The organism is Microbacterium sp. A93 (genome assembly GCF_051842835.1).
The window spans coordinates 153,225-174,980 of the sequence record NZ_JBPXMT010000017.1; the positions used below are offsets into that span (position 1 = coordinate 153,225).

Annotated in this window: 19 protein-coding genes; 12 read left to right on the plus strand and 7 right to left on the minus strand. The window is 65.0% G+C overall.

Translation table 11 applies throughout. The features are described from left to right. Positions 1–185: 185 nt before the first annotated feature. A complete protein-coding gene (locus ACSU1G_RS32190) occupies positions 186–2,780 on the plus strand; it encodes a collagen-binding domain-containing protein (RefSeq protein ID WP_439285341.1) in 2,595 nt (864 codons plus the stop codon). 122 nt (positions 2,781–2,902) lie between these two features. Further along, entirely contained in the window at positions 2,903–4,618 is a 1,716-nt protein-coding gene (locus ACSU1G_RS32195; RefSeq protein ID WP_439285343.1) for a cation:proton antiporter, read from the plus strand. A 2-nt stretch (positions 4,619–4,620) separates the two neighbouring features. On the opposite strand, the gene ACSU1G_RS32200 is transcribed toward ACSU1G_RS32195, so the two are convergent. Next, entirely contained in the window at positions 4,621–4,827 is a 207-nt protein-coding gene (locus ACSU1G_RS32200; protein ID WP_439285345.1) for a hypothetical protein, read from the minus strand. Positions 4,828–4,946: 119 nt separating this feature from the next. After that, positions 4,947–6,347, minus strand: a complete 1,401-nt coding sequence (locus ACSU1G_RS32205; RefSeq protein ID WP_439285347.1) for a dicarboxylate/amino acid:cation symporter — start codon at positions 6,345–6,347, stop codon at positions 4,947–4,949. A gap of 105 nt (positions 6,348–6,452) precedes the next feature. Here ACSU1G_RS32205 and ACSU1G_RS32210 point away from each other — a divergent pair, with 105 nt between their 5' ends. Next, positions 6,453–6,695 carry a hypothetical protein gene (locus tag ACSU1G_RS32210; RefSeq protein WP_439285349.1) on the plus strand — a complete coding sequence of 81 codons (243 nt, stop codon included), beginning with the start codon at positions 6,453–6,455 and terminating at the stop codon, positions 6,693–6,695. A 176-nt stretch (positions 6,696–6,871) separates the two neighbouring features. On the opposite strand, the gene ACSU1G_RS32215 is transcribed toward ACSU1G_RS32210, so the two are convergent. From ACSU1G_RS32215 to ACSU1G_RS32230, 4 genes are read right to left on the minus strand one after another with little or no spacing between them, the layout of a single operon-like run. Next, on the minus strand, positions 6,872–7,105 hold the full coding sequence (locus ACSU1G_RS32215) for a helix-turn-helix domain-containing protein (RefSeq protein WP_439285351.1): 234 nt from the start codon (positions 7,103–7,105) through the stop codon (positions 6,872–6,874). Further along, positions 7,102–7,851: a hypothetical protein gene (locus ACSU1G_RS32220; protein ID WP_439285353.1), complete on the minus strand. Its 750-nt coding sequence runs from the start codon at positions 7,849–7,851 to the stop codon at positions 7,102–7,104. Before ACSU1G_RS32220 ends, ACSU1G_RS32215 begins: the two co-directional genes overlap by 4 nt. After that, positions 7,851–8,465, minus strand: a complete 615-nt coding sequence (locus ACSU1G_RS32225; protein ID WP_439285355.1) for a hypothetical protein — start codon at positions 8,463–8,465, stop codon at positions 7,851–7,853. The genes ACSU1G_RS32220 and ACSU1G_RS32225 overlap by 1 nt, the downstream gene beginning before the upstream one ends. Continuing rightward, positions 8,465–9,088 (minus strand): hypothetical protein, encoded by a 624-nt coding sequence (locus tag ACSU1G_RS32230; RefSeq protein ID WP_439285357.1) that lies wholly within the window; start codon positions 9,086–9,088, stop codon positions 8,465–8,467. Before ACSU1G_RS32230 ends, ACSU1G_RS32225 begins: the two co-directional genes overlap by 1 nt. Before the next feature lie 184 nt (positions 9,089–9,272). Here ACSU1G_RS32230 and ACSU1G_RS32235 point away from each other — a divergent pair, with 184 nt between their 5' ends. From ACSU1G_RS32235 to ACSU1G_RS32250, 4 genes are all read left to right on the plus strand, one after another. After that, a complete protein-coding gene (locus tag ACSU1G_RS32235; RefSeq protein ID WP_439285359.1) occupies positions 9,273–11,801 on the plus strand; it encodes an ATP-dependent Clp protease ATP-binding subunit in 2,529 nt (842 codons plus the stop codon). Between the two features lie 141 nt (positions 11,802–11,942). Further along, positions 11,943–12,443, plus strand: coding sequence for an amino-acid N-acetyltransferase (locus tag ACSU1G_RS32240; protein ID WP_439285361.1), 501 nt, complete (start codon positions 11,943–11,945; stop codon positions 12,441–12,443). Next, positions 12,443–13,108, plus strand: a complete 666-nt coding sequence (locus ACSU1G_RS32245) for a hypothetical protein (RefSeq protein ID WP_439285363.1) — start codon at positions 12,443–12,445, stop codon at positions 13,106–13,108. The genes ACSU1G_RS32240 and ACSU1G_RS32245 overlap by 1 nt, the downstream gene beginning before the upstream one ends. Before the next feature lie 215 nt (positions 13,109–13,323). Continuing rightward, positions 13,324–13,740, plus strand: coding sequence for a dehydrogenase (locus ACSU1G_RS32250; RefSeq protein ID WP_439285365.1), 417 nt, complete (start codon positions 13,324–13,326; stop codon positions 13,738–13,740). Here the strand turns inward: ACSU1G_RS32250 and radA are convergent, their stop codons facing one another. Next, entirely contained in the window at positions 13,741–15,123 is a 1,383-nt protein-coding gene (gene radA, locus ACSU1G_RS32255) for a DNA repair protein RadA (RefSeq protein WP_439285367.1), read from the minus strand. A gap of 173 nt (positions 15,124–15,296) precedes the next feature. Here radA and ACSU1G_RS32260 point away from each other — a divergent pair, with 173 nt between their 5' ends. From ACSU1G_RS32260 to cydC, 5 genes are read left to right on the plus strand one after another with little or no spacing between them, the layout of a single operon-like run. Continuing rightward, positions 15,297–15,920 carry a helix-turn-helix transcriptional regulator gene (locus ACSU1G_RS32260; RefSeq protein ID WP_439285369.1) on the plus strand — a complete coding sequence of 208 codons (624 nt, stop codon included), beginning with the start codon at positions 15,297–15,299 and terminating at the stop codon, positions 15,918–15,920. 59 nt (positions 15,921–15,979) lie between these two features. Continuing rightward, positions 15,980–17,395 carry a cytochrome ubiquinol oxidase subunit I gene (locus ACSU1G_RS32265; RefSeq protein WP_439285371.1) on the plus strand — a complete coding sequence of 472 codons (1,416 nt, stop codon included), beginning with the start codon at positions 15,980–15,982 and terminating at the stop codon, positions 17,393–17,395. A gap of 17 nt (positions 17,396–17,412) precedes the next feature. Next, positions 17,413–18,468 (plus strand): cytochrome d ubiquinol oxidase subunit II, encoded by a 1,056-nt coding sequence (gene cydB / locus ACSU1G_RS32270; RefSeq protein WP_439285373.1) that lies wholly within the window; start codon positions 17,413–17,415, stop codon positions 18,466–18,468. Continuing rightward, the gene (gene cydD, locus ACSU1G_RS32275; RefSeq protein ID WP_439285375.1) at positions 18,465–20,114 is read left to right on the plus strand and encodes a thiol reductant ABC exporter subunit CydD; all 1,650 of its coding nucleotides are present in this window, start codon (positions 18,465–18,467) and stop codon (positions 20,112–20,114) included. Before cydB ends, cydD begins: the two co-directional genes overlap by 4 nt. Further along, positions 20,111–21,754, plus strand: a complete 1,644-nt coding sequence (gene cydC / locus ACSU1G_RS32280; protein WP_439285377.1) for a thiol reductant ABC exporter subunit CydC — start codon at positions 20,111–20,113, stop codon at positions 21,752–21,754. The genes cydD and cydC overlap by 4 nt, the downstream gene beginning before the upstream one ends. Positions 21,755–21,756: the final 2 nt, after the last annotated feature.

Genomic DNA, 21,756 nt, shown 5'->3' on the forward strand with positions numbered 1-21,756 from the left:
TTGGCCCGGGCGGAGCGGGCATGCATCGGGCGATTGGGAGCGCTCTCAAGAAATTGTGGTACCGTCTGGTGCGCCTGTGGGGGATCACTCGGCGCGCCGGGCGCAATGTGCGCCAGCCGGTTGTGCGATAGCACGGCCGGTGAAGCGGATTTTCGTGCGCGCTGCGCACAAAAAAGGGGGAACGCATGACGATACGTCAATTCAGGCGCGGGGGCGCACTCGGCTCACCGTCGTCAAAGGCCGGGAGCGCGCGACGTCTGCTCGCAGCTGCAGCCGCGCTTGCTGTTGCAGGCACGGGACTTATTGTCAGCTCAACCGCTGCTGTCGCGGCACCGGTGGCTGCGGCTGCTTGCAGCGCGGTCAACCCGATGGGTGCGGCCACTCCAACCGGTTCTGAGAACGGGTACACCGTCTTCGTGCGCGATAACGCGATCTTCGCCAACAGTGAGACCGAGGGCACCATCGCAGTCGGTGGCACCGCTACCTTCGGCGATCCCCGGGGCAATGCGAACCAGCAGTACCCCATCATGCACGGCAATGTGGGCGGCAACGCAGATTACTCAGTGCCTACGATTGACGGCGCGCCGAACCGTGTCCTGATCCAGGAGTTCGCGACCAACGGACCAAAAATTGTTCAGGTCAAGGCGCAGGGCGCCACTGGCGCCGACGCCGAAGCGGGCGCCAAAATCGGTGACCAGTCCACTCCTGCCGGGTATACGTTCGGCCCAATGTTTGGCGGGACTGGGACTACATTCTTCCCGGCTGGCGGCGGCAACCAGAGCCCGCAGATCGATTCCACGGTGCAGACGTGGACTGATCTCGCTGCGGCTCAGGAGAGCTGGGGCATTGACGGTGATGTGCTCTCACACTTTCCGGCAGATAACGGCACGTCTGTGATCGAGTCGTTTACCGATTGGCAGCCCGCTGGAATCCCGGCGGATCCCAATCTGCCTATTGAGCTCAGCGTTGAAGGTCCAAGCAAGCTGCCGCTTTCTGACTTCGCCGGAATCAGCAAATACGAGCTCGCGGGTTATTCGGAGACGTCGTTCCTTGTGATCACGGTCGACCCCACGGACGTCGTGGATGGTCGGGTAACCCTGCCGTCATACGCATCCAATGGTAAAGACAGTGCAGGGAAGGAAGGCATCAGCCATATCCTCTTCGATTTCAGCGCCATTAGCGGCGAAATCGAGGTTGTCACCCCTAACGAACCGGTCCGTGGTTCCATCTACGCGCCGAACACGCACATCGTGTTCCCCGCTGAATCCGACGGTGGACGCGAGTTTGAGGGCCAGATTATCGCTCAGAATCTGACCGCGCTCCAGGGTGGCAAGGAAATCCACACCAACCTCTTCAAGGGTCGCTTCCCGTGCAACAGCGTTGAGGGGACCTTTAACCTGCAAAAGAACCTCGTGGGTGTTGACGCAGCCGCGTTCCCCGCCGGAACCACGTTTCCGGTGACGGCGACGTGGGAGGGTGGCGAGCAAGTTTTCGAGCTTCCTGCTGACGGGACTGTAGTTTCGTCGGGTGTGTCCCTGCCCGAGGGTACGGTGGTGACATTCGCCGAGGGTGATCTGCCTGCTGCCCCCGAGGGGTACTCGTTCGTATCGAAGGGCCTGTCGGCTGACACGGTTACGATCCTTGCGGACGGGAACGCGAATATTGCGTGGACCGTCACCAACACCTACGCGACCGACGCCGTCGACGCCGCCGATGCTGATGCGACGGACGCGACGGACGCGACTGACGCGACGGATGCGACTGACGCGACGGATGCGGCTGACGCGACGGATGCTGCTGACGCGACTGACGCTGCTGACGCGACTGACGCGACGGACGCGACTGACGCGACGGATGCGGCTGACGCGACGGATGCTGACGCGACGGATGCTGACGCGACGGACGCGACTGACGCAACGGATGCTGCTGACGCGACTGACGCGACTGACGCGACGGACGCGACGGACGCGACGGACACGACGGACGCGACTGATGCGACGGACGCGACTGACGCGACTGACGCAACGGACGCGACGGACGCGACGGATGCGACGGACACGACGGACGCGACTGACGCAACGGATGCTGCTGACGCAACTGACGCAACTGACGCGACTGACGCGACTGACGCGACTGACGCGACGGACGCGACGGACGCGACGGACGCGACGGACGCGACGGACGCGACTGATGCGACGGACGCGACTGACGCGACTGACGCAACGGACGCGACGGACGCGACGGATGCGACGGACACGACGGACGCGACTGACGCAACGGACGCGACTGACGCAACGGACGCAACTGACGCGACTGACGCGACTGACGCGACTGACGCGACTGACGCAACTGACGCAACTGACGCCACGGACGCCACGGACGCCACGGACGCGACGGACGCCACGGACGCGACGGATGCAACGGACGCAACGGACGCAACGGACGCAACGGACGCGACGGATGCAACGGACGCAACGGATGCTGCTGACGCGACTGACGCCACGGATGCAACGGACGCAACGGACGCGACGGACGCGACTGACGCAACGGAGGCGACGAACTCTGACGCTGCTGACGCCGACGCAACTGACGCCGATGCATCCGATGCGACCGTCACGGACGCAGACGGCTCGGGTAACGCCGGTTCCGCAGCCGGGGCCGACTCCAACCTCGCTGCGACGGGTAGCTCGATTCCGACGATCTCGATCACTGCGGGTGTAGCACTCCTGCTCGCCGGAGTTGTCGTAGCGTTCCTCACTCGAGCACGCCGCCGGGTCTGATCCCAGGGCCAACGGCCTCCACGCGAAACGCCGCGGACATCGCATCCTGATGTCCGCGGCGTTTCGCGTTCAGATCCGAAGTGTGCAGCCGTGCGAAAAGCGGGACTCGATAACCTAAATAGATGGATGCCACGCTGTTCTACGTGCTCGTCGGTGCCGTCATCGTGGCGGCCATCGCGCGCTGGCGGGGGTGGCCGGCGCCTCTGCTGGTCACGGTCGTGGCGCTCGCGGCATCCTTTCTGCCGTTCATTCCAGAACTGGAAATTGACGGACATGTGCTGCTGAACGTCGTGCTGCCGCCGCTGCTGTACTCCGCCGCGCTCGATGTCTCATTCGTCGGATTCAAGCGCAGCCTGCCGCAGATCCGTCGGCTCGGCATCTGGCTGGTGCTGCTGACCGCGGTCGTCGTCGGCCTCGTCGCGTGGCTCATCATGCCAGCACTGACTCTGCCGGGTGCGCTGCTGCTCGGGGCGATCGTCGCCCCGCCGGATGCCGTGTCCGCTGCCGCCATCGGCCGAAAGCTCGGACTTCCCAGGCGCATCATGACGGTGCTCTCCGGGGAGAGTCTGATCAACGATGCCACGTCGCTGACGCTGTACCGGGTGTTCGCGGCCATCATCGCCGGGGCTGCACTGAACGTGTGGGATGGCATCTGGCAGTTCGCGCTGGCGGTCGTGATCGGCGTGGTGGTCGGTCTGGTCTTCGGCATCGTGCTGCACCAGCTGCGCATGCGCGTCGCCGACCCGGTGGTGATCGGCACGTTCGGGCTGCTGGTGCCGTTCGGCGCCTATGCGATCGCCGAGCATCTGGGTGGCTCCGGTGTGCTCGCGGTCGTCGCGATGGGTCTGTACGTCGGCTTCAACGCTCCGCGCACCGACTACACGACAAGGCAGCAGGAGGCGCCGCTGTGGCTGTCGGCCGACCTGCTGCTGGAGAGCTTCGTCTTCGCATACATCGGGCTGATGTTCCGTCGTGTGCTGAGTGACCTGGGATCCGAGTCCGTCGAGCACATTCTGTTGCTCTCCGGTGCTGTGCTGCTCACCGTGTTGCTGGTGCGGCCGCTGTTCATCTATCCCGCACACGCATTCGCTCGCTGGCAGCAGCGCGTGCGGCTCAGACGTTGGGAACGCGCGAGCACGGCCGGGAGATTCGAGCAGAAGCAGCGCACGCGGCCTGGGCGTCAACCGATTACCGCGGAGCAGATGAAGAAGCGATTGACTGAGCCCGAGCTGAGCTGGAAGGACAACGCGATCATCTCCTGGGCGGGGATGCGCGGTGTGGTGACATTGGCGACCGCGCTCGCCGCCGCCGACCTGGCAGCGCTCGATGACAAGTCGTCGCACGCCATCGTGGTCGTCGCGTTCATCGTCACGGTGGCGACCCTGATGCTGCAGGGGCTGACGTTGCCGTTCCTGATCAAGAGATTGGGGATCGCGAGTGATGTCGATCAGACGGAGGATGCCAGAGCGATCGCGGCGGTGCGCAAGCGCAGTCGCGAGGCGGGCATGGCGTTCCTCGAGGAGAAGCGCGATGAATGGACGGCGAAGTATGGACCGTCCGAAATGAAGACGTTCGACGTGTTCACCAAGCGAATGTCACGGGTGGAGACGGAGACCGAACAGATACAGGTCGTCGAAGAGAACGTGGCGCGCCCGTCCTATGACGATCTCGCGGCCTTGATGAAGGGCTGGCTGCACGTGCGGCGCGAGGTTCTGCTTGCTGAGCGCGACGCCGACAACCTCGACGAAGAGGTGATGCGTGAGCTCATGGCCGCGATCGACGCTGAGGAGCTCGCCCTCGATACGAGGGGTGCCACCAGGCCGCAGTCGCGGGCATAGGGTCACAGCCGATTACGTGGATGCTCCTTGGCAGCGCGTTCGTTTCCGTGCTTGTAGTTGCCGGTCCAGCGGGCCATCGTGCCCTGCGGATCAGAGGCGACGGCTTCGAGGAACTCCGCGGCTCGTGCGCCGCGCAAGACGGTCGCCTGTCGTCCGTGGTGGGTGATCACCACGCTGCCGTCCGCGCGCACCTGAAAATCGAATCCCATGACCGAGAGTCTTTCAGCGCTGCGCGGTCGGCGCCAGAGCCGGCCACGTTGGGGGATCAGGCGAGGATGACGAAGGATGACGGATGCCGAAACATCCGTCATCCTGGTCAGGCGGTGCGTCAGCGCGCGCCGACGGCCTCGGCCTCCTGCTCCTCGGCCGAGTCGTCCGCGAACGGAAGTCCCGCACGGTCGGCGTTGTACAGCTCCTCATCGAGGATGCCTTCGCGCTTTGCGACGATCGTGGGCACGAGTGCCTGGCCTGCGACGTTCACTGCGGTGCGGCCCATGTCGAGGATCGGGTCGATCGCGAGCAGCAGGCCGACGCCCTCGAGCGGCAGTCCGAGGGTGGACAGCGTGAGCGTCAGCATGACGGTCGCCCCGGTCGTACCGGCAGTCGCCGCCGAACCCAGAACCGATACGAGCACGATCAGTAGGTACTGCACGATGTTCAGCTCGATGCCGAAGAACTGTGCGACGAAGATCGCGGCGATCGCCGGGTAGATCGCGGCGCATCCGTCCATCTTTGTGGTGGAGCCGAAGGGAACGGCGAAGGATGCGTATGAACTTGGCACGCCGAGGTTTCGCTCCGTGACGCGCTCGGTGAGCGGGAGAGTACCGATGGAGGAGCGGCTGACGAATCCGAGCTGCACGGCGGGCCAGGCGCCGGTGAAGTACTGCTTGATCGACAGGCCGTGAGCCCTGATCAGCACTGGGTAGACCACGAAGATGACGAGGGCCAGGCCGATGTAGACGGCGGCGGCGAACCAGGCGAGCGAGGCGAGCTTCTCCCAGCCGTACTTGATCACCGCGGATCCGATCAGACCGAAGGTTCCGAGAGGTGCGATGCGGATGATCCACCACAGCACGCGCTGGATGACCTTCAGCAGCGACTCGGTGAAGGCGAGGAACGGCTCGGCCTTCTTGCCTGCCTTGAGTGCTGCGATGCCGATGACGGTGGCGACGACGATGACCTGCAGGATGTTGAAGTTGATGCTGGATGCCACCACGCCTGCCTCGGCGTCGAACGAGCTGCGTACTCCGATGCCGAGGAAGTTCTGCGGGATCAGGCCGATCAGGAAGTTCCACCAGGTGCCGACTGCGTAGGGCTCGCCGGGAGTGAGGCCGTCGCCCGCACGAGAGCCAGGCTGGATGACCAGGCCGAGGACGATGCCGATCGTGACGGCGATGAACGCGGTGATCGCGAACCAGAGCAGGGTCTGACCGGCCAGGCGGGCAGCGTTCTGCACGCGGCGGAGGTTCGAGATGCTGGCGACGATCGCGGTGAAGATCAGGGGGACGACAGCGGCGCGCAGGATCGTGACGTACGAGCTGCCGATCGTGTCAAGGGTGGCGGAGAGGCCGGTCGAATTATCGGCGGTGGCGCCGAAGTTGCGGCCGATGAGGCCGGCAACGATGCCCAGGATGAGGGCGGCGAGGATCTGGAACCCGAACGAGGTCAGGAGCTTTCTGGCGGGGCTGCGGGTGTCTGGCGCTTTCTGCGCGCGAGTGGTGCTGCTCATTGAGGCTCCAAGTCGATGCGCGCCGGATGCGCGCGATGGGTCAACGCTAGGAGTTCGTCGGAGTGATGTGGCGGAGATGACGAAGGATGACGGAGTGGAGCGTCGGTGGTCGCGTTGCTCAGCCAGTGCGGCGGCGGCCGAACCGACATCGATCGGGGGATCCTTCTTTGCCGATTCCACCATATGCAGTTGCATCACGGCGGCTGGTGGATCACGCGCGATGGCACTGGTGACTTCGTTCTCCACCACCCGTCGGGGGAGCAGTTCGTGCTCGCGCAACGCGCGGTGCTCAGCTACGCCTGGGCCGGCATCGACCCGCCGCCCAAGCGATTCATGCCCGCCGCGTGAGGCGGGCGGATCGCAAGAGCGATGGGTCGGTAGCGACGGGTATCGGTGGTGGCAGAGTCCGGTGGTGGCGGAGTCCGGTGGTGGCAGAGTCCGGTGGTGATGGGGAACCGTGCCCGGCGCGCTGGTTCGGGCGCGGAGCCGTGTAGCGCAGACATGGTTCCCGCGCATGACGCGAGCTAACGTTCCGCAACCACCAGCAATTCGCCCACCTCGCACTCCAGCGCATCGCAGATCGCCCGCAGCGTCGAATACCTGATCGCGCGAGCGCGATCGTTCTTGAGTACCGAGAGATTGACGATGCTCACACCGACGCGCGCGCTCAGTTCGGTGAGCGTCATCCCGCGCTCGGCGAGCAACTCGTCGAGACGGCAGTGGATGCCGGTCTCCTCCTCTTCTGCAGGCGGAGTCATACGAGACCCTCCGTCTCGCGCTGTAGCGCTTCGTTCTCCTGCTGCAGCCGGATTCCCTGACGGAACACCGCGGCCAGAGCGGCAAGGCCGAGCGCGCCGATGAGTGGCAGCGGAGTCACGGTGAGCTGGAAAGCCCACGGATACCACTCGCTCTCGGGTGGGAACACCTCCCGCAGTCCGGATGTGGCGGCAATTCCGCTGAGCAGATCCGAGCCGACTCCGAAAACGAGTACAGCGATCGCGCCGATTGTGAGCGTCCGCGTCACCGTGCTAGTGAACGGGCGTCCGCGCAGCGTCTGGAAGCAGATCACCGCGAGCATCGCGGCCGGGATCGTCGTGAAGGCCAGCGAGCACAGCTGAGCCGATCCGGCCAGCAGCCTGAGGTCGAGGGAAGCGTTGCTGACGGTGAAGTCGGACAGCATGTCGCCGCTGCACGTCAGCATCGTCCCCGAGCTGTCACCGAATTCGGAACAGGGGAGGTCAAGCGGCCAAGAGAGCCAGACCGAGGTCGCTCCCGAGAGTTCGGCCCAGTCGACAGCGAATACCTTGACGGTGAAGATGACGGCACCGACCGCCGCTCCCAGAACCCACACGCCGGCGATGGTGAGCGCAGCATCCAACGCGATCGTGTTGCTGCCCCGCCTGCGTCCACGCCACACCACCAGACCCACGATGACGGCGACGACAGCGAGAGCGATCCCGATGTTTCCCAGCGATGGCCAATGGTCTCCAGTGAAATTGATCATCAGACCAGTCCTTCTATTTCGCGCTGCAACGCCGCCCCCCGACGGAAGAAGATGACCAGAACACCAGCCGCGACGGAAGCGATGTAGAGCGGGATTCCGTCTCGGAACAGCAGCCATCGTCCGTCGCTGAAGTCGCCGCCGAGGGCTGCGAACACTCCGTTGAGCCCCATGGTCTCGAAGAAGTGAGGGCCGAGGCCGGCAAGGAGCAGCAGTATCGAGATCGTGAACGTCAGACCTGTGTTCACTCGATCGAAGACGATTCCGCGCAGCAGGCGCAGGCAGACGATCACTGCGAACACTGCGACCGAGATAAGGCACAGTGCGCGCAGCACGATCGCGATGACGAGCGACGCGACGCTGATCACGTTGACTCCGGATGCTGTGAGCGTCACCATCTCCGCGGTGGCGGGCACACCACCGCCGACGGCGGCGGTAATCTCCTGCGCGGGCACGCGGGTCGTGACGGTGATCGATCCCGGAACGGCGAAAAGATCGAGCAAGCGCTGGATGCTGTCGTTGACCAGGATGCCGACGACGATCGCGCCGACCGCGATCCCGGTCAGGAGATCATTGCGATCGCGCTTTGCCTGAAGCTGCGGGGTTCGAGATGTCATCAGACGAGTCCTTTCGTGTCCTGCTGCATGCGCTGTCCGATCTCGAACGCACCCGCGACGACGGCGAGGGCCATGCCCCAACCGAGTGGGGAAAGGTCGAGAACGGCGAGGAACGCCGGTAGCACGGTTATATCGAGCGTCATTACGATCTCGGCGTGCGCGATGCTCTCGAAGAGTGGACCAAGCAGCCCGCCGGTCACGACGAGGATCGCCACGATCCCGATTCCCCACGTCGCAGATCGGACGAACGGTCGCCCGACGAGAACACGCACGCACAACCAGGCGACGACGGCGCAAATCCCGATCGCGACCAGTGCCGTGAGGATGCTTGCTGTGATGAGCAACCCCCTTGTCGACCCGGACAAGCCCGTCGCGGTGAGAGTCAGCGTTTCGAAGGCGGCGCTGGTGACCTGTGCGGATGCCTCGCTGATCTGCTCGGCGGGGAAATCCATCAGAGGGATGCCGTTGACGACGATCGCTTCATCGGTTGCGAGCGCGATGACCCGCATCGTGAGCGCCACGATGTCGACGATTCCGATGGCGGCTGCGGCTCCTGCGACGACGCCGAGTACCACCTTCTCGATCTGCTTCATCCGGCGGTTTGCTGCTGTGTCTCCGGTCATGTTCCTATCCTTATCGATAGTCGTTGTTATCGACTCTCGTTAACATAACGACTATCGATAACCCGTGTCAACAGCCTGGCTCGCTATGCCGACGGCGAACACGGGCATACCAGCCCTGTGCGGTCGTTACTCTCGATGTACAGGCGCTTGCCGCGTCTTCGCCCCGTGCGAATAAGGAGTCAGCATGTTCGAGAGATTTACGGACCGAGCCCGTCGAGTGGTTGTCCTCGCCCAAGAAGAGGCGAAGATGCTCAACCACAACTACATCGGAACCGAGCACATCCTGCTCGGTCTCATCCACGAGGGTGAGGGCGTCGCCGCCAAGGCGCTCGAAAGTCTCGGCATCTCCCTCGACGCAGTGCGCGAGCAGGTGCAGGACATCATCGGTCAGGGCCAGCAGCAGCCGACCGGCCACATCCCCTTCACGCCCCGCGCGAAGAAGGTGCTTGAGCTGAGCCTGCGCGAAGCGCTGCAGCTCGGCCACAACTACATCGGCACCGAGCACATCCTCCTCGGCCTCATCCGTGAGGGCGAAGGCGTTGCCGCTCAGGTACTCGTCAAGCTCGGCGCCGACCTGAACAAGGTGCGCCAGCAGGTCATTCAGCTGCTCTCCGGTGCTCCGGGTCGCGAGCCCGCCGCCGTCGGTGCGCAGACCAACGACTCGTCCAGCGGTACGCAGGCAGGCTCTGCGGTGCTCGACCAGTTCGGTCGCAACCTCACCCAGGCCGCGCGCGACAACAAGCTCGACCCGGTGATCGGGCGCGAGAAGGAGATCGAGCGGGTCATGCAGATCCTCTCCCGACGCTCCAAGAACAACCCGGTTCTGATCGGTGAGCCAGGCGTCGGCAAGACCGCCGTCGTCGAGGGACTCGCTCAGGCCATCGTCAAGGGTGATGTCCCGGAGACGCTGAAGGACAAGCAGGTCTACTCGCTCGACCTCGGCTCGCTCATCGCCGGTTCCCGCTACCGCGGTGACTTCGAGGAGCGCCTGAAGAAGGTCACCAAGGAGATCCGCACCCGCGGCGACATCATCGTCTTCATTGACGAGATCCACACCCTCGTGGGTGCAGGTGCTGCGGAAGGCGCGATCGATGCCGCGAGCATCCTCAAGCCGCTGCTCGCCCGTGGTGAGCTGCAGACGATCGGTGCGACCACGCTTGACGAGTACCGCAAGCACTTCGAGAAGGATGCTGCGCTCGAGCGCCGCTTCCAGTCGATCCAGGTCGCGGAGCCCACGCTCCCGCACACGATCAACATCCTCAAGGGGCTGCGTGATCGCTACGAGGCCCACCACAAGGTGCAGATCACGGATGGCGCCATCGTTGCGGCAGCGAACCTTGCTGATCGCTACGTCGCTGACCGCTTCCTCCCGGACAAGGCCATCGACCTGATCGATGAGGCTGGCGCACGCCTGCGCCTCTCGATCCTCTCCAGCCCTCCGGAGCTGCGGGAGTTCGACGAGAAGATCGCTGCCGTCCGTGAGCAGAAGGAAGTCGCCAGCGAGGAGCAGGACTTCGAGAAGGCCGCCTCCCTGCGTGACGAGGAGAAGAGCCTCCTCGCCGAGCGCCTTCGCCTGGAGAAGCAGTGGCGTTCGGGTGACGTCGCGACGAACGCGGTCGTCGACGAGGGTCTGATTGCCGAAGTGCTCGCTCAGGCCACCGGCATCCCGGTGTTCAAGCTGACGGAAGAGGAATCGAGCCGTCTCGTCTTCATGGAGAAGGCGCTGCACCAGCGCGTCGTCGGCCAGGAAGAAGCGATCGCAGCGCTCGCGAAGACGATTCGTCGTCAGCGGGCCGGCCTCAAGGACCCGAAGCGTCCCTCTGGCTCGTTCATCTTCGCCGGCCCCACCGGTGTCGGAAAGACCGAGCTGGCCAAGGCGCTCGCCGAGTTCCTATTCGACGATGAGGATGCGCTCATCTCGCTCGACATGAGCGAGTTCGGTGAGAAGCACACAGTGTCGCGGCTGTTCGGTGCCCCTCCCGGGTTCGTCGGCTTCGAAGAGGGCGGCCAGCTCACCGAGAAGGTGCGCCGCAAGCCGTTCTCCGTCGTGCTGTTCGACGAGATCGAGAAGGCTCACCCCGACATCTTCAACTCGCTGTTGCAGATCCTCGAAGAGGGCCGTCTCACCGACGGTCAGGGCCGGATCGTGGACTTCAAGAACACGGTCATCATCATGACCACGAACCTCGGATCGTCCGCGATCGCCGGTGGCCCCGTCGGCTTCCAGGTCGAGGGCAACGCGCAGACCAGCTACGAGCGGATGAAGGGCAAGGTCGACGAGGAGCTCAAGCGTCACTTCAAGCCCGAGTTCCTCAACCGCGTCGACGATGTCATCGTCTTCCCGCAGCTGTCGAAGCTGGAGCTCGTGCAGATCGTGGATCTGTTCTCCAAGCGCCTCGGCGATCGTCTGCTCGACCGTGACATGACGATCGAGCTGTCGCAGGCGGCCAAGGAGCGCCTCATCGAGATCGGCTTCGACCCGGCACTCGGTGCTCGCCCGCTGCGTCGTGCGATGCAGCGTGAGATCGAGGACCACCTGTCCGAGCGCATCCTGCACGGGGAACTCAACTCCGGCGACCACGTCAAGGTAGATCTCGAGGAGGGCAAGTTCACGTTCGCGACCAGCCAGCGCGGCGAGAAGGTCTCGGTCGGGATCAACACGGGCGGCGCGATCACCGCGACCCCCGACCTGGCGGTAGCTTCAGGCGAGTAACTCGCAAACGAAGAAGGGCGGATGCTTCGGCATCCGCCCTTCTTCGTTTCTGCTCATGTCTCGAACCCCAGACGAACTGTTGCCGCAGCAACTATCAGGTGAATGCCGGGTGGGAAGGCGGCGCGAGTTTAGGCTGGGAGGGTGAACGAGTACACCGTCCGCCCCGCGCGCAGCGCCGACGTCCTCGGCATCCACCATCTGCTGGAGCCGCTGGTCGAGCGACGCATCCTGCTCGGCAAGGATCTTGCGGTGCTCTACGGGGCCGTGCAGGAGTTCATCGTTGCCGAGAAAGACGGTGAGCTCATCGGGTGCGGCGCAATGCACGTGATGTGGGAAGACCTCGGCGAGGTGCGCACGCTGATCGTGCGTGATGACTGGCTGCATCGCGGCGTCGGGCGCGAAATCGTCGAATCGCTCGAGGCGCGTGCGCGCGAGCTCGGCCTGAGCCGACTCTTCTGCCTCACCTTCGAGACGGCATTCTTCACCGGTCGAGGGTTCGCTCCGATCGGCGAACAGATCGTGGACCCGGACGTGTACTCGCAGCTGCTGCGCAGCCCGGATGAGGGTGTCGCCGAGTTCCTGGACCTTGCCCATGTGAAGCCGAACACTCTCGGGAACATGCGGATGCTGAAGAACCTGTGATGGCAGGTCGTCGCAGAACACGCGCCAAGTATCGGCGACGCAGGCTCGCTGTGTTCTTTGGGCTTCTCGTATTGCTCGCCGCGCTGGCAGTCGGGGCGTGGCTCATCATCGCGCAGCCGTGGGCGGATGCCACTACCCACCACACCTCGACATCACAACCCACGTCGACACCACAGGAGACGGGTGAGCAATCGCCGTCTCCGGAACCGAGCCCGGAGCCGAGCGTCGAGCCGACCGCTGAGGAGACGCCGGGGATCGCGCCGTGCCAGGCGAGTGATGTTACCGTCGAAGCGACCACGAATGCCGAGACCTATCCGGCGGGCTCGCTGCCTGAGTTCTCGATCGTGCTGACGAACAGCGGCTCCGAGGACTGCTCGATCGATGTCGGCTCTGCCACGCAGGAGTTCACTGTCACCAGCGGAAACGATTTGTGGTGGGACTCACGGCACTGTCAGGAGAACCCCAGCAGCATGGTCGTGACGCTTGCGGCCGGTCAGTCCGTGCCCAGTGCCGAGCCCGTCATCTGGGATCGCACGCGTTCTGACGTCGACACCTGTGCGCAGGAGAATCGGCCGCGAGCGCCCGGCGGAGGAGCGTCGTACCATCTCACCGTCTCCATCGGCGGATTCACGGATGCAACAACCCGGCAGTTCTTGCTGTATTAAAGCTTAGAGTCCGCTATCCGTGGCTGACACTTCGCATCCTTTGGGATACCATTGAAGAGATTCTCGAGATAATTCGGTGTGAGCCATCCCCAGTGGCGTCGTATTCAGCGTCCCCAGCGCTTCGACACTTCACCGATCGAGAATCCGAGGGCCCTTTCGAGTACCCCAGTCCCCACTGGACGACTCGAGAGGGCCCCAATCTTTATGCTGGAGACATGGCAGCAAAGAAGTCGAAGTCCGCGAGTAAGAAACCCGCACCCGAGCAGTTCCGCTCCGAAGCCCTCGCGCGGGCGCTCGAGAAGCAGGACATGGCAGCGGTTGCGCTGGCGTTGCGCAACGGTAATACGGTGGTGCCGCTGCTCACGGCAGGCGCACGCGATAACCCGCTGGACGGCGGAGAGGTGTGGACCTTCCGCGATCCCGTATCCGGGGACGTTGCCCTGTTGCTGTTCAGTGACGCGACGCACAAGCCGGCGAATCTTCCCCCTGGCGTCGGGATCTATTCGCCAGCCTGGTTGCAGAAGTTTCTGACCACACATCGCGAGACGATCACCACGGTGTTCCTCGACATCGCGGGGCCGCATCCGATGCAGGCATCGCCCGACGAGCTACTCAAGGCACTCGAGGCCTGATCAGAACGGCGGAATCGCGTCTTCCCGGCGCGGCTTCGCCGGATGCGATGAGCGGCTGTGCGAGCGGACGTCGTTCAACGCAGCGTCGAGAGTGCCCGAGCGTTCATCGATGACCTGCACATATCCGAGCCGCGCTGCCTCGGATCGACGCTGCGCGGCCTGCGTCACCGCTCGCACCTCGCCTGCGAGGCTGAGCTCGCCCACCGCCGCGACCGTGCGAGGCACGGAGAACTGTCGGATCGAGCCCGCCACGGCGATCGCGATCGCGAGGTCTGCCGCGGGTTCGATGAACCGCACTCCGCCGACGGTGGACACGTAGACGTCGAGCTTTCCGGTCGGGATGCGACCACGCTTCTCGAGGATCGCCAACACCATCGCCACGCGCGCCGAGTCGAGTCCCGACACCACCCGGCGGGGATTCGGCGCCGTCGACTCGACGGTCAGTGCCTGCACCTCGACGGGGAGCGCTCTGCGGCCCTCCATTGAGATCGCGACGCACGTGCCGGGCTCCGTCGAGCCGTGGCCCAGGAACAGCCCGCTCGGATCCGGAACTTCGGCGATGCCAGCGCCGGTCATCTCGAAGCATCCGACCTCATCCGTCGGACCGAAACGATTCTTCAGCGCGCGGATGAACCGCAGTGATGTCTGGCGGTCGCCCTCGAAATGGCAGACGACGTCGACCAGGTGCTCCAGAATGCGCGGACCTGCCACCTGTCCATCCTTGGTGACATGCCCGACCAGGATGATCGGCAGGCTCCGCTCCTTCGCCACCCGGATCAGCGTCGCAGCGACCTCCCGCACCTGGCTGGGCTGGCCCGCCGCACCGTCAGACAGTGAGGATGCCACGGTCTGGACCGAGTCGACGATGACGAGCTGCGGCTTCACCTCGTCGATGTGCCCGAGAATCGTGGCGAGGTCAGTCTCGCTGGCCAGATACAGCTCGTCGTGCAGCGCACCGGTGCGCTCGGCGCGCAGTCGCACCTGAGCCTGCGACTCCTCGGCGCTCGCGTACAGCACACGGCGCCCGCCGCGAGCAGCTTGAGCGGCGACCTCGAGCAGCAGGGTGGACTTACCGACGCCTGGTTCGCCGCTGAGCAGGATCGCAGCCCCCGGCACGATGCCGCCGCCGAGCACACGATCGAACTCGCCGACACCGCTGGAACGGCGGGGCGTGTCGGCCGTGCTGATCTGTGTGATGGGGCGCGCGGCCCGATCGGCGCCGGGCGCGATCGGACTCATCTGTCTGAGGATGCCCGTCTTCGCGGCCTGTTCCTGCACCGTGCCCCACTGCTGGCACTCACCGCAACGGCCGGCCCACTTCGGTGTCGTCCATCCGCACTCGGTGCAGACGAAAGCGGGAGGTGCGGGTTTGCGGGTGGCCATATCACCAGGCTATCTGCGGCATCCGACACCCAGCGCCATGGCCGTCGAAAACGACTGTTGCGCGCGCATCCATGTCGTAAACGAATCGAGTGGATCCGGCATCCCTATCGCCGAAAGCGATTATTCACGGCCTCTTGGCCGAACCGCGTTCTGGAACTGGCAATACTGGATATATGGCCATCGCCCGACCCGCCTGCGGTCCGATCTCGACCTTCTCCCGGGTGCAGATTCTGCACCTGGTGCAGTCGCGATCCGAGCGCACGATTGGCGAACTTTGCGACGCAACGGGGTTGCACGCCAACACCGTCCGCGAGCATCTGCAGCGGCTCATCGAGGGCGGCTACGTCATCGCAGCATCCGAGCACCGCACCACTCGCGGTCGCCCGCGCACCCTGTACAGTGCGGCCACCGGTGCGCCGGACGCGTCCAGCGCCGTCGCCCGAGACAAGGTGACTGCGGCCGCGCGCCGCGGCGACATCATGCGCCGGATCCTGCCAGTCGAAGCATCCGCACTCGGCACAGACGCGACCTATCAGCTGGATGCCCTCATCGAACATCTCGAAGAGAGTGGATTCGAGCCCGTCATCGACGACGATCAGCTCACCGTAGACCTCACTCCGTGCCCGCACGCCGCGGCACGGCCGGAGGACCGCCCGGTGCTGTGCCGGGTGCACCTGAGCCTCATGCAGGGCGTGCTCACGGAAGCAGGCGGACCGCTGGTCGCCGAGTCCGTGCTCGCGCCAGAGGTTCCTCAGGAGTGCACAGTGCAGCTCCGGTTGATGGAGGTAGCGGCGTAACAGCCGTCTGCAGGTGAGGGATGCCGGACTGCCGGCATCCGAGAGAAGGAGTAGGTCTGATGGAGTGGTTGGATCCGCTGATCCTCGCACGGTGGCAGTTCGGTCTGACGACCATCTACCACTACCTCTTCGTACCGCTGACGATAGGTATGGCACTGTCTGCCGCGCTTTTCCAGACGGCATGGGTGCGCACGGCAAAGGTCCAGTACCTGCACCTGACGCGGTTCTTCGGGAAGATCTTCCTCATCAACTTCGCGATGGGCGTCGTCACCGGCATCGTGCAGGAGTTCCAGTTCGGAATGAACTGGTCGGACTACTCCCGCTTCGTGGGCGACGTGTTCGGCGCTCCGCTCGCGTTCGAGGGGCTGCTCGCGTTCTTCTTTGAAGCGACCTTCATCGGCCTGTGGATCTTCGGATGGGACAAGCTCTCCCAGAAACTCCACTTGGCCACGATCTGGTGCGTCGCCATCGGCAGCATCCTGTCTGCCTATTTCATCATCGCGGCCAACGCGTTCATGCAGAACCCGGTCGGCTACGTGTACAACCCCGAGACCAACCGCGCCGAACTCGTCGATATCTGGGCTCTGCTGACCAACCCGGTCGCGCTCGCCGCCTTCCCGCACACAATCTTCGGCGCGTTCATGTTCGCCGCCGGTGTCATCATCTCGGTCTCCGCGTGGCATCTCATGCGCGGTCAGCACACCGACACGATGCGCGTCTCGCTGAAGTTCGGCCTGTGGGGGATGCTCGTCTCCACCGTCGGGGTGGCGCTGTCTGGTGACCAGCTGGGACTCGCGATGTACGTGGCGCAGCCGATGAAGATGGCGGCGGCCGAGGCGACGTTCAACACCGTCTGCGGGCCGGATGCCTCATTCAGCCTGTTCACGCTCGGAACCCCGGATGGCAGCTCGGAGCTGTTCTCGCTCCGGGTGCCGTATCTGCTGTCGCTGTTGTCGACACACACCCTCGACGCGTGCGTGCACGGCATCAACGATCTCAACGCCGAATATGCGGTGCAGTTCGCCGACAGTGGCATCACGAACTTCGCACCGGTGCTGTGGATCACCTACTGGGCCTTCCGCTGGATGATCGGCCTCGGCATGCTGCACGCCCTGATCGCGCTTGCCGGGCTCTGGTTCACCCGTCGCGGTGCGAAGAAGCCGGTCGCCAAGTGGATGTGGAAGATCGCGATCTGGTCGTACCCGCTCGCATTGCTGGCCAATATCGTCGGATGGGTCTTCACCGAGATGGGGCGCCAACCCTGGCTCGTGTTCGGTTTGATGACGACCAGAGACGGTGTCTCGCCCGGTACCTCCGGCCTGGAAGTGCTGATCTCGCTCGTCGCCTTCACTGCGATTTATGCGGCGCTCGCCGTCGTCGAAGTCCGCCTCATCATCAGGGCGGCGCAGAAGGGTCCGGACACCACCGAGCAACCTGATGGCGAGACGGCCCAGCTGCCGTCGGTCGTGTACTGAGAAGGAAGGAACAGAACATGGATCTCCAAGTGCTGTGGTTCGGGCTCATCGCCTTCTTCTTCGTCGGCTACTTCGTTCTCGACGGCTTCGACTTCGGCGTGGGCATGTCGCTGCCGTTCCTCGGCGGCGTCGGTAAGGACCGCGACGACGTCTCGCGCCGTCAGATCATCAACACCATCGGTCCGGTCTGGGACCTCAACGAGACCTGGCTCATCGTCGCCGGCGCCTGCCTGTTCGCGTCGTTCCCCGAGTGGTACGCCTCGCTGTTCAGCGGCTTCTACCTACCGCTGCTGCTCATCCTGCTCACGCTCATCCTGCGCGGCGTCTCGTTCGAATTTCGGCACCAACGTGAGAGCGCCCGCTGGAAGGCCGGCTTCGATCGGATGATCGTGATCGGCTCTGCCGTGCCCGCATTCCTGTGGGGAGTCGCCTTCGCGAACATCGTGCAGGGCGTCGCCTTGGACGAGCGGCATGTGTACGTGGGAACCATGTTCGACCTGCTGAACCCCTACGGACTTCTCGGCGGCCTCACCACGCTGCTGCTGTTCTTCACACACGGGGCGACGTTCATTGCATTGAAGACCGATGGTCAATTGCGAGCGGATGCTCGTCGACTGGCCTTCCGCTCAGGGCTGTTGACCTTGGTCATTGCAGCAGTATTCCTGGTCTGGACTGTCGTCGCGCACTTCTCTCTCGTGGTGCTCGTGCTGGCCGCGCTCGCTGCGGTGTCGCTGGTGCTGTCCATCGTCATGAACCTGCGCGGGCGCGAGGGCTGGGCGTTCAGCTTTGGGGCAGCGACCACACTGTTCGCGGTCGTCACACTGTTCGCGGCGCTGTTCCCGAACGTGATGCCATCGACGATCGATCCGGCCTTCAGCCTCACGATCGAGAACGCGTCGAGCACGCAGTACACGCTGCAGATCATGAGCTGGACGGCGCTGGCCGCCATGCCGTTGGTACTGCTCTATCAGGGGTGGACGTACTGGGTGTTCCGCAAGCGCGTCACCCGCGCCTCCATCGAGGGGCCATCGATTGAAGGGCCGTCGATCGAAGGGGCTCCGGCGCACACGTGAAACCCGTCGATCCGAGGCTGCTGAAGTACGCCGGTGCCGCGCGGGGATTCTTCGTCCTCGCAGCGTTCATCGGCGTGCTGCAGACCATCGTGGTCATCGCCTTCGCCTGGTTCTTGACGGATGCCATCACCGGAGCCCTCGCCGGTCGTTCTGTTGCGGCGTCGCTGATCTGGCTGCTGGCACTGGCACTGGTACGCGGCGGTCTGATCGCCGCCGCGGACGCTGCAGGTTCTGCGGCCGCGGCGAAGACCGGAATGCAGCTGCGCTCCGCGTTGATCGGTGCCGTGGGGAAGCTGGGGCCCGGCTGGCTGGCGCAGCGCAACCAGGCATCCCTGGCAGTGACCGCCGGCCACGGTCTCGAAGCGCTGGACACCTACTTCGCGCGGTATCTGCCGCAGCTCGTGTTGACCGTGATCGCGACGCCAGTGCTGGTGTTGGTGATGTGGTGGTACGACTGGCCGAGCGGCCTGATCGCGACGATCACGTTGCCGCTGATCCCGCTGTTCCTCGTCCTCATCGGCATTGCGACGCGCACTGTTCAGCGCAAGCAATGGCAGACGCTGCAGCAGCTGGCCGCACGTTTCGCCGACACCGTGCAGGGGCTTGCGACGCTGCGGCTCTTCGGACGCGAGCGACGCGCAGCATCCCAGATCGAGGTCACGGCCGAGCAGTACCGCCGCGAGACGATGAAGGTGCTGCGGTTCTCGTTCCTCTCCGGCTTCGCGATGGAGCTGCTCGCTTCGCTCGCTGTCGCGCTGATCGCGGTGACGGTGGGATTTCGGCTGCTGGCGGGAGACATGTCGCTCGAGGTCGGGCTGTTCGTGCTGCTGCTGGCGCCCGAGGCGTTTCTGCCGATTCGTCAGGTGGGGGTGCAGTTTCACGCCGCGTCGGAGGGCGTCGCAGCGACCGAGGACATCTTCGAGGTGCTGGATGAGGCATCGGTCCCGCATAACTCCGGAGAAATCGCCGCAGATGCTGGTTCTCGAGGGCTTTCGGCCCGCGAGGAGCCCGGCAATCCGGAGTTGTGCGCAACTGACCTCCGTGTCCGCGACCTTCCGCCCGTCTCATTCACTGCTTTGCCGGGCACGCTCACGCTGATCGAGGGGCCGAGCGGCGCGGGCAAGTCGAGTCTGCTGGCGGCGCTGCGCGGCGCGGTGGCGTTCGAAGGCTCGGCGGTGTTCGCTGGCGAGGATGTTCGTACTCTGTCCCCAGCCGATTGGCTCGCCTGGGTAGGACAGTCGGCGCAGCTGATGCAGGGCACGATCGCGTCGAACGTGACTCTGGGCGATCCGGCCCCCTCATTTGCCGGGGTTCGGGAGGCTCTTGATGCCGCATGCGCTGGCGATCTCGATCCCGCGCAGGAACTCGGTGTGCAGGGGAGCGGGCTGTCCGGCGGGCAGGCGCAGCGCGTCGCCATCGCGCGGGCGCTGTATCGGCATGCGGCGAATCCCGCGCGTGTGCTGATGCTGGACGAACCCTCGAGCGCACTGGATGCCGACACCGAAGAACGCCTGTGGCAGTCGCTGCGCGAGAGAGCGGATGCCGGTGCGACGATCCTGCTCGTGTCTCACCGCCGCTCCGCGCGGGAGATTGCGGATCAGATTGTCACTCTTTCGACAGGCTCAGAGCTGGGGGTGAGGGCGTGAAGGTCAGCGATGTCCTCCGCCTCGCGCAGCCTCCGGTGCGGCGGTTCCTGCCCGGGCTCATCTGGGGTGTGCTCTCGGCCGGTGCCGCAGTTTCGCTGCTGGCAGTGAGTGGATGGCTGATCATCAGCGCCTCGATCGTCGACTCTCTGGTGCCGCTGTCGATCGCCGTCGTCGGAGTGCGGTTCTTCGCGGTGTCGCGTGCGGTGTTCCGGTACCTCGAGCGGCTGTCCGGGCACGATGCCGCGCTGCGTCAGCTCGCCAGCACGCGCTCTGACATGGTGCGCAGACTCATCCCACTCTCGCCGGCAGGCCTCGGCGAGACCGATCGTGGGCAGGTGCTCTCGGCGCTCGTCGACGACGTGGAGAATCTGCAGAATCTGCCGCTGCGTGTGGTGCAGCCGCTTGCGGTGGCGACGGTCGTCGCGGCCGGAGCCGTGGGATTCATCGCGTTCGTCTCGCCTCCTGCAGCTCTCACCCTGGCCGCCTGTCTCGTGGCCGCGGCTGTCGTTGCGATCGGACTCGGATGGGTGTTCGGGTCTCGTGCAGAAGAGCGCGTGTCGCTGCAGCGGGCGGAGCTGTCCGCATCCCTCGTCGACTACTTCGGCAGCCTCGACGTGCTGCTGGCATACGGCGCTGAGCCGCAGGCACGTGACCGGATTGAGCGAGCGGATGCCGTGCTGCGCCGCACGGTCACCCGTGCTTCGCTGGCGCAGGCGATCGCCGCGGGGGTCGTCTCGATGCTCGCGGGCGTCGCATCGGTGTGGGCTGTTGCCGCGGCATCCCCGGGGCTGGTCACCGGCGCGATCGATGGCCCGTGGCTGGCCGTCGTCGTGCTCGTGCCGATGGTGGTCTTCGAGGTATTCGGCGCGGTGCCGATTGCGGCGGCATCCTGGCGGAGTGTGCGCTCGAGCGCCCAGCGTGTGGTCGATGTGCTGCCGTCGTCGATTCCTGCGGAGCTGCGGACGGATGCCGGCACAGACGAAGCGCCGGCCGGTACCGCACTGCGGTTGCGCGATGTGCGGGCATCGTGGCCGGGCGGTGCGCCGGCGTTACGCGGAGTGTCGCTGGATCTCGGTGTGGGAGAGCGCGTGCTTCTCAGCGGGCCGAGCGGCGCGGGCAAGAGTTCGCTCGCGTCGGTGCTGGTCGGATTTCTGCGATCAGAGGGCGAGTACACGATTGGCGAGACGGATGCCTCGGCGCTGTCGGGCCCCGCGCTTCGACGCACCATCGGCCTGTGCGAGCAGAGTCCGCAGCTGTTCGATGAGGACATTCGGCAGAATCTGCTGTTCGCCCGCGACACGGCGACGGACGACGAGCTGCTCGCCGTCCTGGGCCGGGTGGGTCTCGGAGACTGGACACGGGAGCACGGCGGACTGGATGCGCGCGTCGGTGACCGCGGGGCACTGGTCTCAGGTGGGCAAGCGCAGCGGATCGCGCTGGCGCGTGCGCTGTTGCGCGGGTTTCCGGTGCTCGTGCTGGATGAGCCGACCGCCGGGGTTGATCCCGAGGCATCCGAGGCGCTGCTGCGTGATCTGCTGGAAGCGGCGGGTGAGCAGTCGGTGCTGCTGATCTCGCACGTCGATCCGCCGGCAGGAACGGTTGATCGCGTCGTGCACATCGAGGCAGGGCGCACGCTCTGACC